Origin of the sequence: Myceligenerans salitolerans, assembly GCF_017349295.1 — a bacterium.
Taxonomy (GTDB): Bacteria; Actinomycetota; Actinomycetes; order Actinomycetales; family Cellulomonadaceae; genus Myceligenerans; species Myceligenerans salitolerans.
Map to the genome: position 1 here is coordinate 13,099 of NZ_JAFMPK010000045.1, position 16,298 is coordinate 29,396.

A 16,298-nucleotide genomic window follows, 5' to 3' on the forward strand; every position below is an offset into this window, starting at 1 on the left:
TGATCAATGTGTGCGTCAAGACCAAGGCCCCTGCGCGGCGGCCGCAGGGCCGGCCGCGCAGGGGCCTTGCTGGGCAGCTCAGTGCCGGACGCGGGCGCGGGAGCGGGCTACACCGGCAAGCGTGGCTCGGACGGGTGTTCCGAGATAGATCCCCAGCGAAGCGCCCGCGGCCAGGCCGACGGCAACCGTCGCCGCCAGGACGAGGGAGCTCGTCCCGGCACCTGGCGCATCGGCCTGCACCACACCGAGCAGCCCGTAGAACACGGCACCACCAGGTACGAGCGGCACGATGGCCGCCGTCGTGACGGCGACGGACGGGACGTGCAGCCGGTGCGCGACCAGGATCCCGACGAAGCTGGCCAGCAACGCCGCGACGCCGCTCGCGGCGGCCTCGTGCAGGTCCAGCGTCACCGTGAACGCGTGACCGAGTATCGCGATCGCGCCCAGCACACCGCTGACGGCGATGATGCGCGCACCGGCACCGTTGAACAGAGCGACGGCGATCGCGACGATGACGGCCCCTGCGAGCTGGTTCGGCAGCGCACCGAATGCCGGCGGCGCGTCCGGCAAGGTCATCCGGAATCCGAGCACGCTGCCGAGCTCGAGCCCGATCAGAATTCCGACGACCAGGCCCACGGTCTGCAGCGTGAGGTCGAGGATGCGGCCGGCCGCAGTGAGCGCGAACCCGTCGATGGCGTCCTGAGCCGCTCCGACCACCGTGAGGCCGGAGAGCATCAGGACGATCCCGGACGCCACGATGATGGACGGACGCACCCCCGTGAACGGCTCGAAGCCCGCGGTGATGAGAGCGGACACGGCCACTGCGACCGCCGTCGTCACGAACGCCCCGGCGATCTGGCTGAAGAACGAGGGCACCCGGAGCCGCGCCAGCCCCGCCTGGGTCGCCGCGGCTCCCAGCGCGGCGACGAAGGTGAGCCCCAGGAGCACCGCGGAGCCTCCCGAGAGGATGCTCACGCCGACTGCGAGCAGGGCGCGGGCGATCACGACGACCGGCGGCTTGTACCTGAACGGCACGCGACGGATGGCCCGGAACCTGGTGCGGGCCTCCTCGAGGTCTTTGCCGTCGGTGATGTCGACGATCAGCGCCTGCAGGCGCTGCAGCTTCGTATGGTCCGGTGCCGCCGCCCGCACGACGCGGAACAGCGTGTGCGGCCAGCCCTCACCACCGCGGTGGTACGACACGGCGATCGAGCTGTACGTCACGTCCACGTGGACACCCTCGAGCCCGTACGCACCTGCTACTCGCATGATCGCCAGCGTCACCTCGTGCGCCGACGCCCCGACCGCGAACATCGACTCCCCGATCCGCATGGCGAGGTCCAGCACCCGGAGCATCCAGGCGTCGTCGAGGACCGGGATCGGTTCGGTGATCGCCTCCGGTGGATCGGTACGCAGCACCCTGTGTATCGAGGAGAACAGGCGCCTGTGGGGTTCCTGGGGCATACGCCCATTCTGCGGGTGGGATCAACCGGAGCGAACGCTGTGCGCACCTCACACCGGCTGTCGGGGATGGAGGCCGTCAAGCGCGATGCGGTGTGCGGCCACGAAGGACGGTGCGGCAGTGAGTACGCCCGTACCTAGGCCGACGGGGGGGCCGACGGCGGGGTCCCGCTCACCGAGTCGCTGCTCCTGCCGGCACCGACCCTCGCCTGAGTCGTCGCCATCATCCTCGCCTCGCGCGTGTTCCACTGGAGATCACGCCGGTGACCCGCGCTACGCCGGGTCGGCCACCAGGGCGGGGTCCGCGTCCTGCCGCGTCGGCACCCAACGCGTCGCGGCCAGCACGAGGCCGACGACGAGCAGTACGGACGTGAGCACGAACGGGTAGGTGCGGTCGATCCCGGACAACCATCCGGAGATCCATCCGAACGGCGCCGCGGCGAGCATGATGAAGGTGCGCTGCAGAGCCATCACCCGCGAGCGCTCCCCCTCGTCGACGTGCAGCGCGACGAGCGCTTCCGCGAGCATGGCCAGCATGCCGGCGCCGAAGCTGTCCAGCAGGAGGCAGACGCCGAGGAACACGTAGGTCGATACCGTCGCCGTGCCGTCGGCAGCGGGGATCGCCACAAGCACGATCTGCCCGCCGAGGTGGGCGCCGAACCCCCACAACGTGGCTCGCTTGAGATCGACGGCGGTGGTCAGGAGTGGGATGAGCGTGAAGAAGAAGACCACCGACAACACCGAGCGGACCATCGGGAAGAACGGGAGGAACTCGTACGGCACGTGCAGGCGCTCGCTGACCACCACCTGCCAGAACGTGCCGTTGACGAGCAGGACAGCGGCGGTCAGGGCCGCCACGGCCAGCGCGAGAGACGAGCCGCGCGACCGGAACAGCAGCCCGAGCGCTCCGCGATACCCGGCCACCAGCCGCCATGCGGTGTGGCCCCGGGTGGCGTCCATCCGAATACGCCCCTGTCGCGTCTCCCGCGACCACACGTAGAGCCAGACGATCTTCACCATCATGACGACTGCGGCGTTGACGTACAGGATGCGAACCGCAGGCTCGAGCCCGAGCTGGGCGACCAGCACGGCGGCCAGCGGCGCGAACAGGGCGGAGCAGTCGGCCGCGACCTTGACCAGCGAGTAGATCCTGGTGATCTTGCTCCGCTCGGCATCCTCGACCAAGAGGCAGTCCCACGAGTTCTGCGTGACCTGCAGGGCGCCGTTCACGAGAGAGGCCACGAGGAAGAACCAGAAGTTCTGCGCGAACGCCCACACCAGGCACGGGATCACCCAGGCGATCACGTCGAACCATGCCGTCGTGGCGCGCCTGCCGAACCTGTCGGTGATGATCCCGCCGGCCAGCCCGAAAGCGACCTGAGACAGCATGGCGACTGTCGCGAGGAACCCGATCTGCGCGTCGCGCAACCCCAGGGCCAGCATGAACACCGACGCGTACGGCAGCACCAACGCCATGGACAGACCCCACAGCGGTTCAGTCCACACGCAGGCACGAGGATTGCCGCGAAGCTCCAGAAATGTCCGCCACAGCGGGTTACGAGCGCGATTCACGGCGCAAGTCAACCACCCTTGAACGACGGCTCGGCCGAGCGTCATCTACGGTCTGGTGCGGTCCGGCCGGAGGGCCTGCTCGGACAAGGGTGTAGCTGGCGTTGGTGGTGTTACAGGATTGGGGCCCCGACCTTGCGGCTCTCGCCCGCGAAGACCGCCACAGCAGCACCATGCACCGCGTCGCCGAACTTAGCCAGCGGCCCTCTCCACGGCTGACGCCACCGGTGGTGATCTACCAGATGGTCTGGTCCACCGTCACCGTCCGGTCCTGCTCCACCCAGAACACAACGACGCCGAGACGTTTCAACGCTGGCGAGACCTTCCCAATGCAGTCACGATGGTGCGTATTTGCAGGGAACGCAAGCCCTGCCATCGCGTTGCCGACCGACACCACGTTAGAAACGGATGAAATCGGGCAGTCCGCCTCGGGCTGGACCTGCCAGGCCGGATCGGGTTCGATGGGCGGCATGGGCGTTGAGGTGCACTGGAATCAATCCGGCAAGCCTGGGAGACGACCCGGCGGAGTTCTCCTTCGAGTTCCATCCCTCCGCCGCAGAATCCGCGCCACCGGACCTCGATCCCCTCCTCGCGTGCCTGGATCTGATCGAAGAGCTCAACGACGAGGCGAGGACCGCTGGGAGGACGACGCACCGTTCGTGGAGGACACTGCCGATACACCAGCAGGAGGTGTCATCGCTCTGATGAATACCGCTGGCGATGGCACCGAGATACGTACCTGGCTCACCGAATATGCCCAGCGGCAGACTGATCAGTAGTGGACCGGCCAGATTCGCGGAGCCCACAATCCTCAGCCTCCCGCCTGGAGCAACGAACCCGAGCAACTCGGGAGCGCCGTCGGAATCCTCCTCCGATTCAACCCGCAACCCGAAACCGGCTCCTTCCCCTGTGGAACCGACGCAGCCGCCGAGGACCGTGCCGCTCTGATCCAGAGCGCGGACGTGGTCGACGCCCGCTTCCCAGCGCCCCTTTCCTACATCGGCCGGAGCATCTTCAGATCACCCGCTCCACAGGCGCGCCGCGGCAGCGCGTGGATCGACGCTGCCGCGCGCTCGAAATTCACGAGCCTGACCTCGATCAACGAGTCCGCGCTCTCAGTCAGCCGAGCACAGCTCTTCCCAGGAGCGAGAGCGACCATCACCCTTGCCTCTGCCACCAAACCCTGGCATGCACGGCTCGACGTCCTCATCCAGATTCTCACCCAGCACGGCCCACGCCTCGAATACGGCGTCGCCCACACCTGCCACCCACTCTCGGGCCCAACAGAGGCCCCTCCAGCAGTCCGACCCGGTGAGAACGTCTCGACCCGTGACCTCGACATCACCCGCCAGTACGTCCTGGACGCCGCCGGTATCCAAGTTCTGACCGGAACCCACCTGGACAGGGCCACGACCTGTCCGCCTGGACCATCACCGACCTGGAGAACGACCGCCACCTGGTCCAGCATCCCGACCCTGCAGCCTGGTACGCCAACGAGCTGCCCGACCCGGACATCCTGACCACCGCACGCCGCGACTTCGGCGACCTCATCCTTACCCACGAAACCTACGAAACACTCCGAGTCGCTCAACGCGGTCCGGACGCCCACGGCAACCAGCGACCGGCCCACCTACTGCCCTCCCAAAAAGAGAACCCTTGAAGCAGGGCGCTCCGACCCTGCAGTCAAGCTGGATCCACGACGCGCCCGCGCGGTCAAGATCCCGGACCCGGCCGTGCAGTCCCAGTGCCTTGAGTGCTCCGCGTGATTCGCCTCCGTGGGACACCACGTCGTGCGCGCGCACGGCATGACAGTGGACGAGTACCGCAGCAAGCACCGAATCACCGGCACGCTGTTCAAGAAGCGAGGCGGTCCACGATCGCTGCAGGCGCGCGGCCAGTTCCGCGCCACACTCGCCGCGACCACGGACACCAGGTGGCGGGAGCGGTTCGCGGCCGCCGGCTGGGAGTCCTGGAGCGACGCCGTGGCCTGGGCGATGGACCACAACGTCGGCTGGCCCGAGATCGCCACCCGGCTCGGCGCCTCCGCGGACGCCGCCCGCAGACGTGCCCAAGCCGCGGAGATCACCCTGCTGCCCAGGATGCCGACGTCGCGCTCCCCGGATGCTCGACATCGCCGCCGCACACCACGCCGCCCACGGGACCCTGCGTGGCACCACGGGCGACCCGGCAGGCTGGCTGTCCGATCAGCGCGACCAGTACGCCAAAGGAAGCCGCTCCCGCGTCTTTGCACGCCTCGACGCCCTCGACCCCGACTGGCACCCACGCCGTCGCGAACGCCCACCCCTGCCGAAAGAAACTGCAGCATCAACGACTGCGACGAGGCCGTTCTGACCCGCGGAATGTGCTCCGCGCACTACTGGCACTGGTACCGCCAGAAGCGCAAGCAGACTCGGTGACGGTGCCCTGCTGGTCAGAGATGACCATGTCCACGTCACCAAAGTTATAACCGGTGCGCGTGGCAATCGTCATCCCACCGAAGGCGTAGAAATTACACCTCGCGGATTTCTGAGAGCACGTCATGAACGAGTTCCAATGCCGTCGGTCCTGGATGGTGCAGACAGGGGAAACCTATCTTCCGATCGCACAGTCAGAGTCCGACCCTTCTCGATAGAACGTAAGCGATGACCCACTGTCCGTATCAGGCAGAAAGTACAGCGAGTCCGATCCGCCTAGATAGACCTGAATTCCTGCGATTTGCTCCGGCAGTTCATCCTCGACCGACACATAGACGAAGTCCGCCGAACTCGAATTGTCAAGAAACTCCCACGTCCCTGAAAACGCTAGTGGCGAATCGGATACCGCATCGTCGAGTGCCGCACCCGGAACATCGCGAGCATAGAAACCCCCATCAGAATCTAGCCTTAGGCAGCTTGTCTGACTACGGTCCCAATAGACGCCCGGGATCTCCTGAGCCGAGACTTGATGCGCGCACCCGCTTGTCACTACCGCTACTGACACAGCGAGCGCGCATCCCGCCATCTTCACGGTCAATCTAGCCACCTTCAGGCCGCACCAGGATTACGTCGAAGGTAACGGTCTGGTAAGTCGGGGACATCGGGCCCGAGTCACCAACTGCGTCCATGATCGGGGTGTCAACGTTATCGGTCCACCACTGCGTGTACCCAATCACCGGAGGGTGGGTAGCTGACTCGATGTCAGACTCATTGGTGGCCGTGCATCGCCACACCACGCTTCCGTCAGAATTCTCGGTCATTGGAGTCATTCGCACATAGTGCGATCCAACGTAAGTGAAGGCCAAATTCCCAGTGGTTCCAAAACGGGCAGGACCATAAGGCCAGCCGGTTCGGGTGCGGTCACTGTCAACCGGCACATGGGCCGCCTTATTCTGATCTAGGTGAGCAGCGGGTCGACTGCTGCAAAAAGAACCCCAACCAATATGAATCCTACCCCAACCGCCAGCACTCTTTTGCGCATGTCAAGACCTAGCGGGGCCTCTCGTACGAGGTCAGCCAGGAAGCGAGGCAGAGTGCGGCCGACGTCTTTATCTACGTCCTCTCCGATTCGGCGACTGGATGCGATGAGCGCAATTCCTGCGACGACGAAGGCGAGGCCGAAAATCAAGCCCACCATGGTCATCCGATCACCCCGTAATTGATAGTCATTGGGCCCTTGTGTACTTCGCATAGACATGGCCCCCGTAGCGCATTCCACCGCCGATTCCTCCGCCGCCTGAAATCCCGGGTGGGTTAGTGAAGGTGGTAGATCCGGTCATAAGAAATGGCCCATATACGTTCGCACTCCCAGAGGCCCCGTACGAAATACCGGGAACAATTCCATTACCGACGGTCAATCCAGCGCTAAAACCGGTCTCAATCCCGAACCCTGGTGCGATTGAACGGTAGAATCCCTCCTTAGTATCAAAACCGACCGCCCCGTCCACACACAGGCCCTCGCATCCTCCAGCGTACAACTCTATATTCACCTGATCCGGGTAATCATCGAGAGTGATACCAGTCCCAACATATGGACCGTTTTGGTGCACGATGAATGCCGACGGCAAGTCTCCAAGGGCCGCACCCGTCGGGGTTCCTCTGTGCATTCGCCTCTGTTCCCTGAGGCGCGCCGCCGCAGCGGCTTTCGCTTGCTGCCTAGCCTGCTCGACTCTGGCACGCGCGGCTGCCGCATTTGCCCGGGCAAGCGCCAATTTCGCCGCGGCCACCTCACGACGGGCCGCCGCTGCGTCGTAGTAGGGAGTCGTCGATGGCAGAGGTTGCCATGGCTGCGCCAGCGTATATGAGTATCGCACTCGAGACCTAATATCCCAGATGGTTGGCTTGGGCTTGGGCTTTTTCTTGGCCTTGGTGATGCTGCCGCCCTTGCCATAGTTGCAGGTGTACCCGGTCTCGCAGAGCTCTCGCATTCCGGTGGGGTCGGTGAAGGTGGTGGGGTTGTTGTGGCTGTAGGCGTAGCCGTTCCACTGCTGTGGGTCGGTCAGGTCCATGACGGGATCGACCGAGACGAATCGGCCCAGGGTCGGGTCGTACATCCGGGCGCCGATGGCGGTCAGGCCGGTGGCGTCGACGGGTTTGTCGAGGAAGCCGTGCTCCCCGGTCCAGTCGCCGTCCGCGCCACCACCTGCTCCGGGCTGGGACGCCTGGGGGCCGCGGGGCTTGCCGTACGGGTCGGTGTAGCGGTGCACCCGCTGTGCGGGCCCGTCCACGTTCGGGATCTGCACGGTTCCGGTGCCCTGCTGGTCGGAGATGATCGTGTCCACGTCGGCGAAGTTGTAGCCGGTGCGGGTGGCGATCGTCATCCCGCCGAAGGTGTAGTACCGCTGCCCGGAGACGGTTCCCGTCCCATGGTCGAGGGTGAGTTCCTGGTGTCCGAGGTACAGCGTGGTGGCGCCGTCCTGGGTGCGCAGGATGCGCTCTCCGTCGGCGGTGTAGACGTAGCCATCGGCCTCGTCTTGCTCGGCCGCCGAGATGGTGCCGTCCCCGTCGGCGTCCTCGGCGACTGCCGCGAGTTCGCCCTCGGCGTCCCAGGACAGTTCCTGGAGCGCCTGCCCGGCCTGGTCGCGGCCGGTCATGTTACCGACGGCGTCGTACTCGAAAGCGCTGGTGCCGGGCTGGGCGCCAGTCTGTTGGACCTGGGTGACGCCGTGCGGCTGGGTCCCGGCGGCGCCGCCCGCTTCCGGATAGTCGTACGTGCTGGTGGTGTCGGTACCTGAGCCGACAGCGTGCTCGACCACGCTGGTGCGGTTGCCCACCGAGTCGTGGGAATACGAGTGCCAGTAGGCGGCCGCACCACCCGGGATTCCCGAGGACGGCGCGGTACCACAGCCCGCGGTGGCCGGTGTCCACGCTTCGACGAGCCGGCCGAGGCCGTCGTAGTCGTAGCACTGGCGATCGTGTGTACGGCCTCCGAGGTTGGCGGCAGGGCTGTCGAACACACTGGTCAGGTTACCGGCGTGGTCCCACGTGTAGGACGCGCGCCGCACATCCACTGCGAGGCCAGCCAGACCGCCATCGTGGCGATGCGGTGGAGGAAGCGAAGTGGTGGTCTTCTCATCGCCGCCGAACCTGCGACGATGAGAAGACCAGCACTCTCCGAAGCGGACCTCAGGGCGCCTGGTCCTTGCCGTCGAGGATGTGTGCGAGGTACACCCCGGCCTGGTCGAGCCACCCGTCGTACTTCTTCAAGCCACCCCGAGCCGTGGTGATCTTCTTGCGCGGCAACCTACTGCCGGACACACTTGATCTGGACGGGGTCCTCCGAAATCGTAAAGCTAATGAACCGCTGGCCGCCCCGCTCTTCTCCAAGCCATACAGGAACGTCATCAATGGCGTTGAGATCTCCGCCCTCGAAGTTCATCCTGAATTCTTGGAACTTGCCAGAGTCTGTAAATCCAGACATGATGTCCCAATTCCCAACGCCATCCAGCGTCGCACCACGGGATTCGAGGTCAAGATCCGCGAAGATGGACTCGGGGTATATTTCTCTCACAACCTCCTTGGGAAAGCCTTCAATAGAGAATGACCCGTCTTCTCGGATCACTACCTCGCCCCGACTTTCACATTCCCAATGCCCGACCACGTCGCCCGACTCGATCGAGTCGACAGTCGGCGAACAACCAGTCAGGAAAATAGATGCTAAAACAACTAGGACCGCACGATTTGCCATTCGCATTCGCTCACCTCGGCGAGATAGTATTGAACGGATAGAACCTCTCAGTCCAAGCAATCTCGGTACGCATTGGAGACAGCGGTCCGCTACTCCCAGGAATGCTGTTGATCGCTGGCTCGACATTGCCCTTATAGAATTCACCGAACCCCACCCGCGTCGCCGAACCAGCGAGCGTCGTCTCACTCACCGTGAACTTGACCGTATAGGAACCATCGTCATGAGCCGCCGTCGGCGTCATGTAGAGATTGTGCGATCCGAGGATCGTGCTTGTCTGCGCTACACCCGCCTGAAACAGCGAAACATCTTGGACCAACTGACCAGTCGCAGACAGGATTCCATCTTCGTAGAGATTTCTCGAGCTAGTGAACGTGCCACCGACCGCGAGCTTTCCGCTAATTATCCTATTCGCGAGCTGCGCTCTGCTTGCATAATAGTGCGATGATGCCTAGTAGGACTGGGTGACGAAATCACCCTGCCCATAAGCATTCACCCGGGGGCCCGCGCCAGTATAGAAATTCTTGATCAACTGTTGCGGCGTATCCGGCTTGGGCGGAAGAGTGCTATCACGCCTATTCATGGCGTAACTGTAAGTGCCGACTGCCGGAAATGCTGGCCGATACGGGGTTAGCGAATGCCGCGCCCGCAGATCTGTTCGCCACTGAGACCGGATGTCGTTGACGGTTGGCTTCGGCTTCTTCTTTTTCTTTTGTTTGGTGATGGTTCCGCCCTTGCCGTAGTTGCAGGTGTGGCCGCTGTCGCAGATTTCCCGCATGCCGGTGGGGTCGGTGAAGGTGATGGGGTTGTTGTGACTGTACGCGTAGCCGTTCCACTGTTGTGGGTCGGTCAGGTCCATCACGGGGTCCACGGAGATGAACTTGCCCAGGATCGGGTCGTACATGCGTGCCCCGATGGCGGTCAGGCCGGTGTTGTCGATGGGCTTGTCGAGGAAGCCGTGTTCGCCGGTCCAGTTGCCGTCCGCGCCGCCTCCGGCGCCGGGAGTGGCGGCCTGCGGGCCGCGGGGCTTGCCGTATGGGTCGGTGTAGCGGTGGACGCGCTGTGCGGGTCCGTCGACGTTCGGGATCTGGACCGTGCCGGTGCCCTGTTGGTCGGAGATGATCGTGTCCACGTCGCCGAAGTCGTATCCGGTGCGGGTGGCGATCGTCATGCCACCGAACGTGTAGTACCGCTGGCCCGAGACGGTCCCCGTCGAGTGATCGAGGGTGAGTTCCTGGTGCCCGAGGTAGAGCGTTGTGGCGCCGTCCTGAGTGCGCAGGATGCGCTCTCCGTCGGCGGTGTAGACGTATCCGTCGGCCTCGTCCTGTTCGACCGTCGAGATGGTGCCGTCCCCGTCGGTGTCCTCGGCGACCGTGGCAAGTTCGCCTTCGGCATCCCAGGACATTTCGTGAAGGGCCTCTCCGGCATGTTCACGGCCGGTCATGTTCCCGGCGTCGTCATAGGTGAAGCTGCTGCTGCCGGTCTGCGCGCCGGTGTGCTCGACCTGGGTGACGCCGTGCGGCTGGGTACCGGCGGCGCCACCCGCTGCCGGGTAGTCGTACGTGCTGGTGGTGTCACTCCCGGATCCAACGGCGTGCTCCACGACGCTGGTGCGGTTGCCCACCGAGTCGTGCGAGTACGAGTGCCAGTAGGCGGCCGCGCCACCCAGGATCCCTGAGGTCGGCGCGGTGGCGCAGTCGGCGGTGGCCGGCGTCCACGCCTCGACAAGCCTGCCAAGACCGTCGTAGTCGTAGCACTGACGGTCGTGCGCGCGGCCCCCGAGGTCGGCGGCGGGAGTGTCGAACACGCTGGTCAGATTACCGGCGTGGTCCCACGTGTACGAGGCGCGCCGCACGTCCACCGCCACACCGGAGGGGTCCTCGGCGACGACGGTGGTCTTCTTCAGCCGGTTGGTGCCGAACTCGTAGTCCCAGTCCTGCACGTAGGCATGCGTGTTGCCGAGAGAGAAACGGGCGGGCTCCCCAGTGGGTTTGTAGTCCGCGGCGGCCACGTAGATCCCGTGCCGGTCACTGCCCAGGGCGCTGGGCTGATCAGCACTGTCGTAGGCAAGGTTCAGTGTCTCGGACGGGAGGCCCCCGCCGAACTGGTATCCCGTCTTGTCCGGCAGGCCCGAGACCGTGTACTCATACGTCGTCGTCCACGACCTGGCCAGCTCCCCCAGATCCGTTCCGTCCACGACCTGCGGGATCGTCGTCGTAGTCGCGGTGGGCTGGCCGTGGACCTCATACCCGTCCACGGTCGTCGCGATCTCGGCCCGGCCGGTGCCCTCACCGACATACCTGGTGGTGGAGGCCGGCTGCCCCGGCACGCTGGTGCCGTTGGCGAGCAGGTCGTACGTCCGCGTCGCCGAGGCCTTGGGCCGCGCCGAACTGCCTCGATTCCTGGCCGCCGCAATCGAGGTTCAGACCAGCGCCGACCACCCCTTCGGCCGCGACATGGCACTGCGCAAGCCCTCGGAGGCCGACATCCGCAGCGTGGTCCCGCTCGCTGACCGAGTCGTCCAGCACGTTGCCGCACACGCAGGCATAAGCCCCAAGACTGCCTTCAAGCTTCTGGGACAACGGTGGCCACACGCCCGATGGGCGAGGGACGTGCAGCAGGCAGTCGGCATGTGCCTGCTGAGCGGTGGCCCGCACCCACACCTGACAGACGAGCTCGTCACGGGCTGGTTGGTAACCGGGCCGTCCCGCCCGTGGGTCCTCTTCGTCGCTGAGCACACCGATGACCTGCTCTCGGTGTGCCGCCTCGAGCACGAACGCGCATGGATCACCCGGATGTTGCGCAGCGTCGGTGACATCGCCGCATACGAAGAACTGATCAAGGAGTACACCGCTGAAGCTGCGGTCCTTGAGGCCCGGCGCCAACGGGCACGCAACGGCCTGGTGCACGGCAACCCGACGAACTTCCCGATCGTGGAATCCGTGCGCGAGTACGCCACCTTCCTGAGCAGCGGCGCACTCAGGCTAGGAATCGAGTCCTACGTAGAGAACAGCCCGCCACAGACAGCCCTGAAGTTGCGCACTCCCGAGGTCATCGCGATGCAGGCCGGTCAGGACGCTGTCACATACTGGCGTCGCAGAGTGGCAGCCCTGCAGGACTCCCCCTGATCCAGAGCCGTCCGACGCTGACGGGACTCGCACCGCGTGACGACTTGGACCACATCACCGCAGGTCGCAGGCGTGGAGTATCGCTGTAGCATTTGTGCCCCGCCCCCAGGGAGTCGACTAACTCGATGGACCCGCGGCCGCTTTGCGAGCCCGCCGTCGCATCCGCTGTCCAGCCCACAATCGGGGTCGCGCTACGAGGACCCGCTGGCACGAACCTGACGGACGAGGTGTGAGCCGTCCTGGAATCGCTGCTGCCGGTCAGGGTTCGCGGCCGCAGGCGGCAGGCCGCCTCCACCGCTCACTTCAATCCGTGGCCGGCTCGATGCCAAGGCGTGCCGGAGCGCTGAGAAGTCCGGTTCTGCTGTTCGAGCACCTCTCGAAGTGAGCAGATGGTGGCGCTGGGTTGATCCGCGAGGATTACCAGGCGGTCAGTGCTCGGTCTAGCCCAGCTAGGGCTGCCTTGATCCACTGGGGCAACCGCCGCATTGGGAGCTTCCCGACCTTCAATGACTGCTTTGCCTGGAGAAATATGCGCGCCACTAGATGCGGCCATCGGACTCGAGGCGCATTAGGAACTCTGCTGCCGCTTCCCTGTTGTTCGCGTACGGGACCATATTGGGGCGGTCGCCGGCATTCAGCTGGTTCGACAACTTGGCCGCCAGGGCATCCAATTCTGTTCGAGGCCTCATGGTTACTCCACATCACCGCCGTGACCTCGCCGGCGGTCACCGTCACTTCCTGCCCACCCGACAAGAACACGGTGGTCCCGTCCGCGTCGGTTCGGATCAGCCGGTTCCCGCCGGCGGTGTACACGTAGTCAGCTTCGCCGGCCAGCACGCCTTCGTCGCCGCCTGCGTCCTCACCACTGGTGGAGACCGCGAAACGGCTGGACCCACCCGCCTGGGATTCTGTCAGGGACACTGGACAACAGCAATGTCTGCCGAGATGAGGAGTCTTAGGTGCCCCAGGGAACTGTCCGATGGTTCGACGCCGACCGAGGGTTCGGCTTCATCGACCTCGGGAATGAGGCCGAGGACCTGTTCGTGCATGCGTCCGAAATCGTCGGCGACGACGGACCGAAGCTCCTCCGCGAGGGGCAGGCCGTCGAGTTCGAGGTGGGCGAGGGTGACCGTGGCCCGCAGGCACGCCGCGTCCGTGTCACGGGCGACCGGACCGCCGACGCGCCCACGGGTGTGCTCGGCACCGTCGCCTGGTACGAGCCGGCCAAGGGATACGGCTTCGTCACGCCCGACGACGGTCGCGTCGAAATCTTCGTGCACAGCTCGGCCATCGTCACCGGCGGTGTGATCTCGGAGGGGCAGCGGGTGGCGTTCCTCGTCGTCGACGGAGAGAAGGGCCAGCAGGCGGACCACCTGCTACCGCTCGGGGCGCAGGCCGCCCGGCATGCTGTGCCCGCAGATGGCGCAGACGGCACGGTGTCCTGGTACGACGACACCAAGGGCTTCGGGTTCGTCGCTCCCGACTCGGGTGGCGAGGACATCTTCGTCCACGTCCGTGCGCTCGGCCCGGGTCTGACCGGGCTCTCCGAGGGTGAACGCGTGACGTATGACGTCGTCGAGGGCGACAGAGGGCCGAATGCGCGCAACGTGCAGCTCGTGCGTGGCTCCGGGAGTGCGCGCGCGGCCACAGACCGCGGTCGGTCGCGCCGTCCCACGGCATCGAGCGGACCTGTGCGCGCGGGTGAGGGCACCGTCGCGCGCTACGACGCGGAGCGCGGTTTCGGCTTCATCACCCCCGATGTCGGGGGCGCGGACCTGTTCGTGCACGTGTCGGTCGTGCAGGGCGTCGAGGACCTGCGGGAGGGTGAGCGGGTCCGATTCAAGGTGCGCCAGAGCGACCGGGGGCCGCAGGCCGACCGTGTCGAACTGGCGTGAGCTGTGATGGGCCTGCCGTCGCTCGCCGGACGCAACGAAACAGCACACCTTTCGACGACGGGGCTGGGCTTCGGCATCCAGCGCAGGGGCTTCGCGAACCGGTAGGAGGCTCTGCGCCTGAACCTATCCTTGCTGCCTGGCGGCGCCCGCGACATACTCGCGGGTCCCTGGACTTCGCGGTCGCTTTGCGAGCCCGCCGTCTTGCATCCGCTGTGCGGTCCGCCGTCGGGAACCTCGCTACGGGGGGCTGGTTCCTGATCGGCTGCGATCACAATGCCGTCATGGCTCACCGACCGGCGACGTGCCACGTCCAGAGATCCGTGCTCTCCGGGTTTCGTCACCAGCCCCGTCACCCATGGTCTGCTTGGCCCGCGGCGCCGCACATCTGAGACGATTCGGTACGTGTCGCGGCCGCACCCTACGTCTTCTCACCGTGAGCAGCGCGTTTCGCTGTGTCTCGATAGCCTGCACGGTCTGTCTGTCGGTGATGCCCTAGGCGCGCAGTACTTCGTGCCGGACAACGACCCGGCGCGGTTGCTGCAGGACGGCGTGGCGCCCGAAGGCCCGTGGGAGTGGACCGACGACACGGACATGGCCTGCACCGTTGCGGCGGAACTGGTCCAACACGGTGACATCGATCGGGACCGGCTCGCGCTCGACTTCGCGCACAGGTGTGATCCGTACCGCGGCTACGGCGCCGGCGCAGTTCAGGTGCTCCACCAGATCCGGGACGGCGTCCCCTGGCAGCAGGCGACCGTCGCCGCCTTCCCGACCGGCTCGTACGGCAATGGCGCAGCCATGCGGATCGCACCGCTCGGCGCCTACTTCGCAGGTGACCTGGACCGCGTCGCCGAACAGGCCATCCGAGCCTCAGAGGTCACTCACGCCCACCCCGAGGGCATCGCCGGAGCCGTGGTGACAGCCGTCGCGTCGTCGTACGTCGCGCAGTCGCGCCTGGTCGGCGTCGTACCGACACCTGGCGGCGTCCTCGACGCGGTCGGCCGCTACCTGCTGCCGGGCGCGACTGCCAAGGGCGTCGCCGAGGCGCTGACTCTCGGCGAGGTCTCCGTGGAGGAAGCCGCGTGGCGGCTGGGCAACGGGTCACGCGTGTCCGCGCAGGACACCGTGCCGTTCTGCCTCTGGGCGGCCACGACCCGCCTGAACGACTACCCGGCCGCGATCTCCGCCTGCATCGAAGCCGGCGGCGACGTCGACACGACCGCAGCAATCGTCGGCGGCATCGTGGCCACCTTCACCGGCGTCGGGCAACGCGACAACGTCATCGGCGTTCCCGAACCATGGCTCTCGCAACGTGAACCCTTGCCTGACTGGATGCCCCCGGCCCGTGGACTCTCGCAGGGTGTCTGACATGAGCCACTCCCTAACGTTCTGGACCCGCCCGAGCACAGGCCTCCGATGGTCGAACCAGCCGGCACCGACCCGCCCGCAGGTTGTCCGCGCCATTGCCACACTCAGCGCCGTGATGGTCGGCACAGGAGGTGGATCGTTCTACATCTTCTTCTACATCGCGACGCACGACATCGACTGGACCCAGCGGTCAAACGTTACCCTCGCCGGGCTCGGCGGCATGCTCGCACTGACGGCAGTCGGGCTCACCTACGCCCTGGTGAATCATCTTTGGCGGCGATCACGCCTTCGGACTGAGCATCGATCACGCCGTAACGCTCCTCGCAAGGCGGCGCTGTCACTCGACGATCGTGGATTCAAGCACTGGGCGGCACGCCCTACTCGCCCTCTGATTCCCTGGTCGAACATCGACCGCTGGTTCATTCAAAACGACACGATCCGGGTCGAGCTCGACCAGACGCGCGGCCGCGCCCAGTCGGTCGTCATTCCCCTCTCCGAAATCGACGCTCCCCGCAGCAAGGTCATCGCGGCGTTCGAACGGTTCTGCGAGTCTCCGCCGCAACGGTGAACACCCGCGCCGTCCTGACGAGGGCAGACTGTGGGGCAAACCCGACGCGGCGGCGGGCGGGCCGCCCGCCCCTCGCCCGTCACCGCGCCACCCGAGTCTGGCCAGACACCAGCACCGTCGGCCCGGCACGCGCCGCGGCGTCGACGAACG

12 protein-coding genes are annotated in these 16,298 nt (G+C 65.8%); 4 read left to right on the plus strand and 8 right to left on the minus strand.

What is annotated here, in order from left to right:
- Positions 1 to 78: 78 nt before the first annotated feature.
- The 8 genes from J0911_RS12520 to J0911_RS21145 all read right to left on the minus strand — a co-directional run bounded on the left by J0911_RS12520 (position 79) and on the right by J0911_RS21145 (position 11,518).
- Positions 79 to 1,464: a threonine/serine exporter family protein gene (locus J0911_RS12520; RefSeq protein WP_207275801.1), complete on the minus strand. Its 1,386-nt coding sequence runs from the start codon at positions 1,462 to 1,464 to the stop codon at positions 79 to 81.
- Positions 1,465 to 1,734: 270 nt separating this feature from the next.
- Entirely contained in the window at positions 1,735 to 3,033 is a 1,299-nt protein-coding gene (locus J0911_RS12525) for an MFS transporter (protein ID WP_207275802.1), read from the minus strand.
- A gap of 232 nt (positions 3,034 to 3,265) precedes the next feature.
- Positions 3,266 to 3,502 carry a hypothetical protein gene (locus tag J0911_RS12530; protein WP_207275803.1) on the minus strand — a complete coding sequence of 79 codons (237 nt, stop codon included), beginning with the start codon at positions 3,500 to 3,502 and terminating at the stop codon, positions 3,266 to 3,268.
- A 3,168-nt stretch (positions 3,503 to 6,670) separates the two neighbouring features.
- Complete coding sequence (locus J0911_RS21140; protein ID WP_207275804.1) at positions 6,671 to 8,461, minus strand: RHS repeat-associated core domain-containing protein; 1,791 nt, start codon at positions 8,459 to 8,461, stop codon at positions 6,671 to 6,673.
- 169 nt (positions 8,462 to 8,630) lie between these two features.
- Positions 8,631 to 8,762, minus strand: a complete 132-nt coding sequence (locus J0911_RS20830) for a hypothetical protein (protein ID WP_278186806.1) — start codon at positions 8,760 to 8,762, stop codon at positions 8,631 to 8,633.
- Positions 8,749 to 9,192: a hypothetical protein gene (locus tag J0911_RS12540; RefSeq protein ID WP_207275805.1), complete on the minus strand. Its 444-nt coding sequence runs from the start codon at positions 9,190 to 9,192 to the stop codon at positions 8,749 to 8,751. The genes J0911_RS20830 and J0911_RS12540 overlap by 14 nt, the downstream gene beginning before the upstream one ends.
- A 10-nt stretch (positions 9,193 to 9,202) precedes the next feature.
- Positions 9,203 to 9,433, minus strand: a complete 231-nt coding sequence (locus J0911_RS12545) for a hypothetical protein (protein ID WP_207275806.1) — start codon at positions 9,431 to 9,433, stop codon at positions 9,203 to 9,205.
- A 207-nt stretch (positions 9,434 to 9,640) separates the two neighbouring features.
- Complete coding sequence (locus J0911_RS21145; RefSeq protein ID WP_207275807.1) at positions 9,641 to 11,518, minus strand: RHS repeat-associated core domain-containing protein; 1,878 nt, start codon at positions 11,516 to 11,518, stop codon at positions 9,641 to 9,643.
- A 10-nt stretch (positions 11,519 to 11,528) separates the two neighbouring features.
- On the opposite strand from J0911_RS21145, the gene J0911_RS12555 reads away from it, so the two are divergent.
- From J0911_RS12555 to J0911_RS12570, 4 genes are all read left to right on the plus strand, one after another.
- The gene (locus J0911_RS12555) at positions 11,529 to 12,317 is read left to right on the plus strand and encodes a hypothetical protein (RefSeq protein ID WP_207275808.1); all 789 of its coding nucleotides are present in this window, start codon (positions 11,529 to 11,531) and stop codon (positions 12,315 to 12,317) included.
- Between the two features lie 959 nt (positions 12,318 to 13,276).
- Entirely contained in the window at positions 13,277 to 14,212 is a 936-nt protein-coding gene (locus J0911_RS21150) for a cold-shock protein (protein ID WP_207275809.1), read from the plus strand.
- A 273-nt stretch (positions 14,213 to 14,485) separates the two neighbouring features.
- Positions 14,486 to 15,580 carry an ADP-ribosylglycohydrolase family protein gene (locus tag J0911_RS12565; protein WP_207275810.1) on the plus strand — a complete coding sequence of 365 codons (1,095 nt, stop codon included), beginning with the start codon at positions 14,486 to 14,488 and terminating at the stop codon, positions 15,578 to 15,580.
- A 1-nt stretch (position 15,581) separates the two neighbouring features.
- A complete protein-coding gene (locus J0911_RS12570; RefSeq protein WP_207275811.1) occupies positions 15,582 to 16,148 on the plus strand; it encodes a hypothetical protein in 567 nt (188 codons plus the stop codon).
- The last annotated feature ends 150 nt before the right edge of the window (positions 16,149 to 16,298 follow it).

Excerpts from the sequence above, each read along its gene's own strand:
- J0911_RS12520 (WP_207275801.1), bottom strand. The coding sequence starts at position 1,464 with ATGCCCCAGGAACCCCACAGGCGCCTGTTCTCCTCGATACACAGGGTG.
- J0911_RS12530 (WP_207275803.1), bottom strand. The coding sequence starts at position 3,502 with ATGCCGCCCATCGAACCCGATCCGGCCTGGCAGGTCCAGCCCGAGGCG.
- J0911_RS12540 (WP_207275805.1), bottom strand. The coding sequence starts at position 9,192 with ATGGCAAATCGTGCGGTCCTAGTTGTTTTAGCATCTATTTTCCTGACT.
- J0911_RS12545 (WP_207275806.1), bottom strand. The coding sequence starts at position 9,433 with ATGACGCCGACGGCGGCTCATGACGATGGTTCCTATACGGTCAAGTTC.
- J0911_RS12565 (WP_207275810.1), top strand. The coding sequence starts at position 14,486 with ATGCCGTCATGGCTCACCGACCGGCGACGTGCCACGTCCAGAGATCCG.
- J0911_RS12570 (WP_207275811.1), top strand. The coding sequence starts at position 15,582 with ATGAGCCACTCCCTAACGTTCTGGACCCGCCCGAGCACAGGCCTCCGA.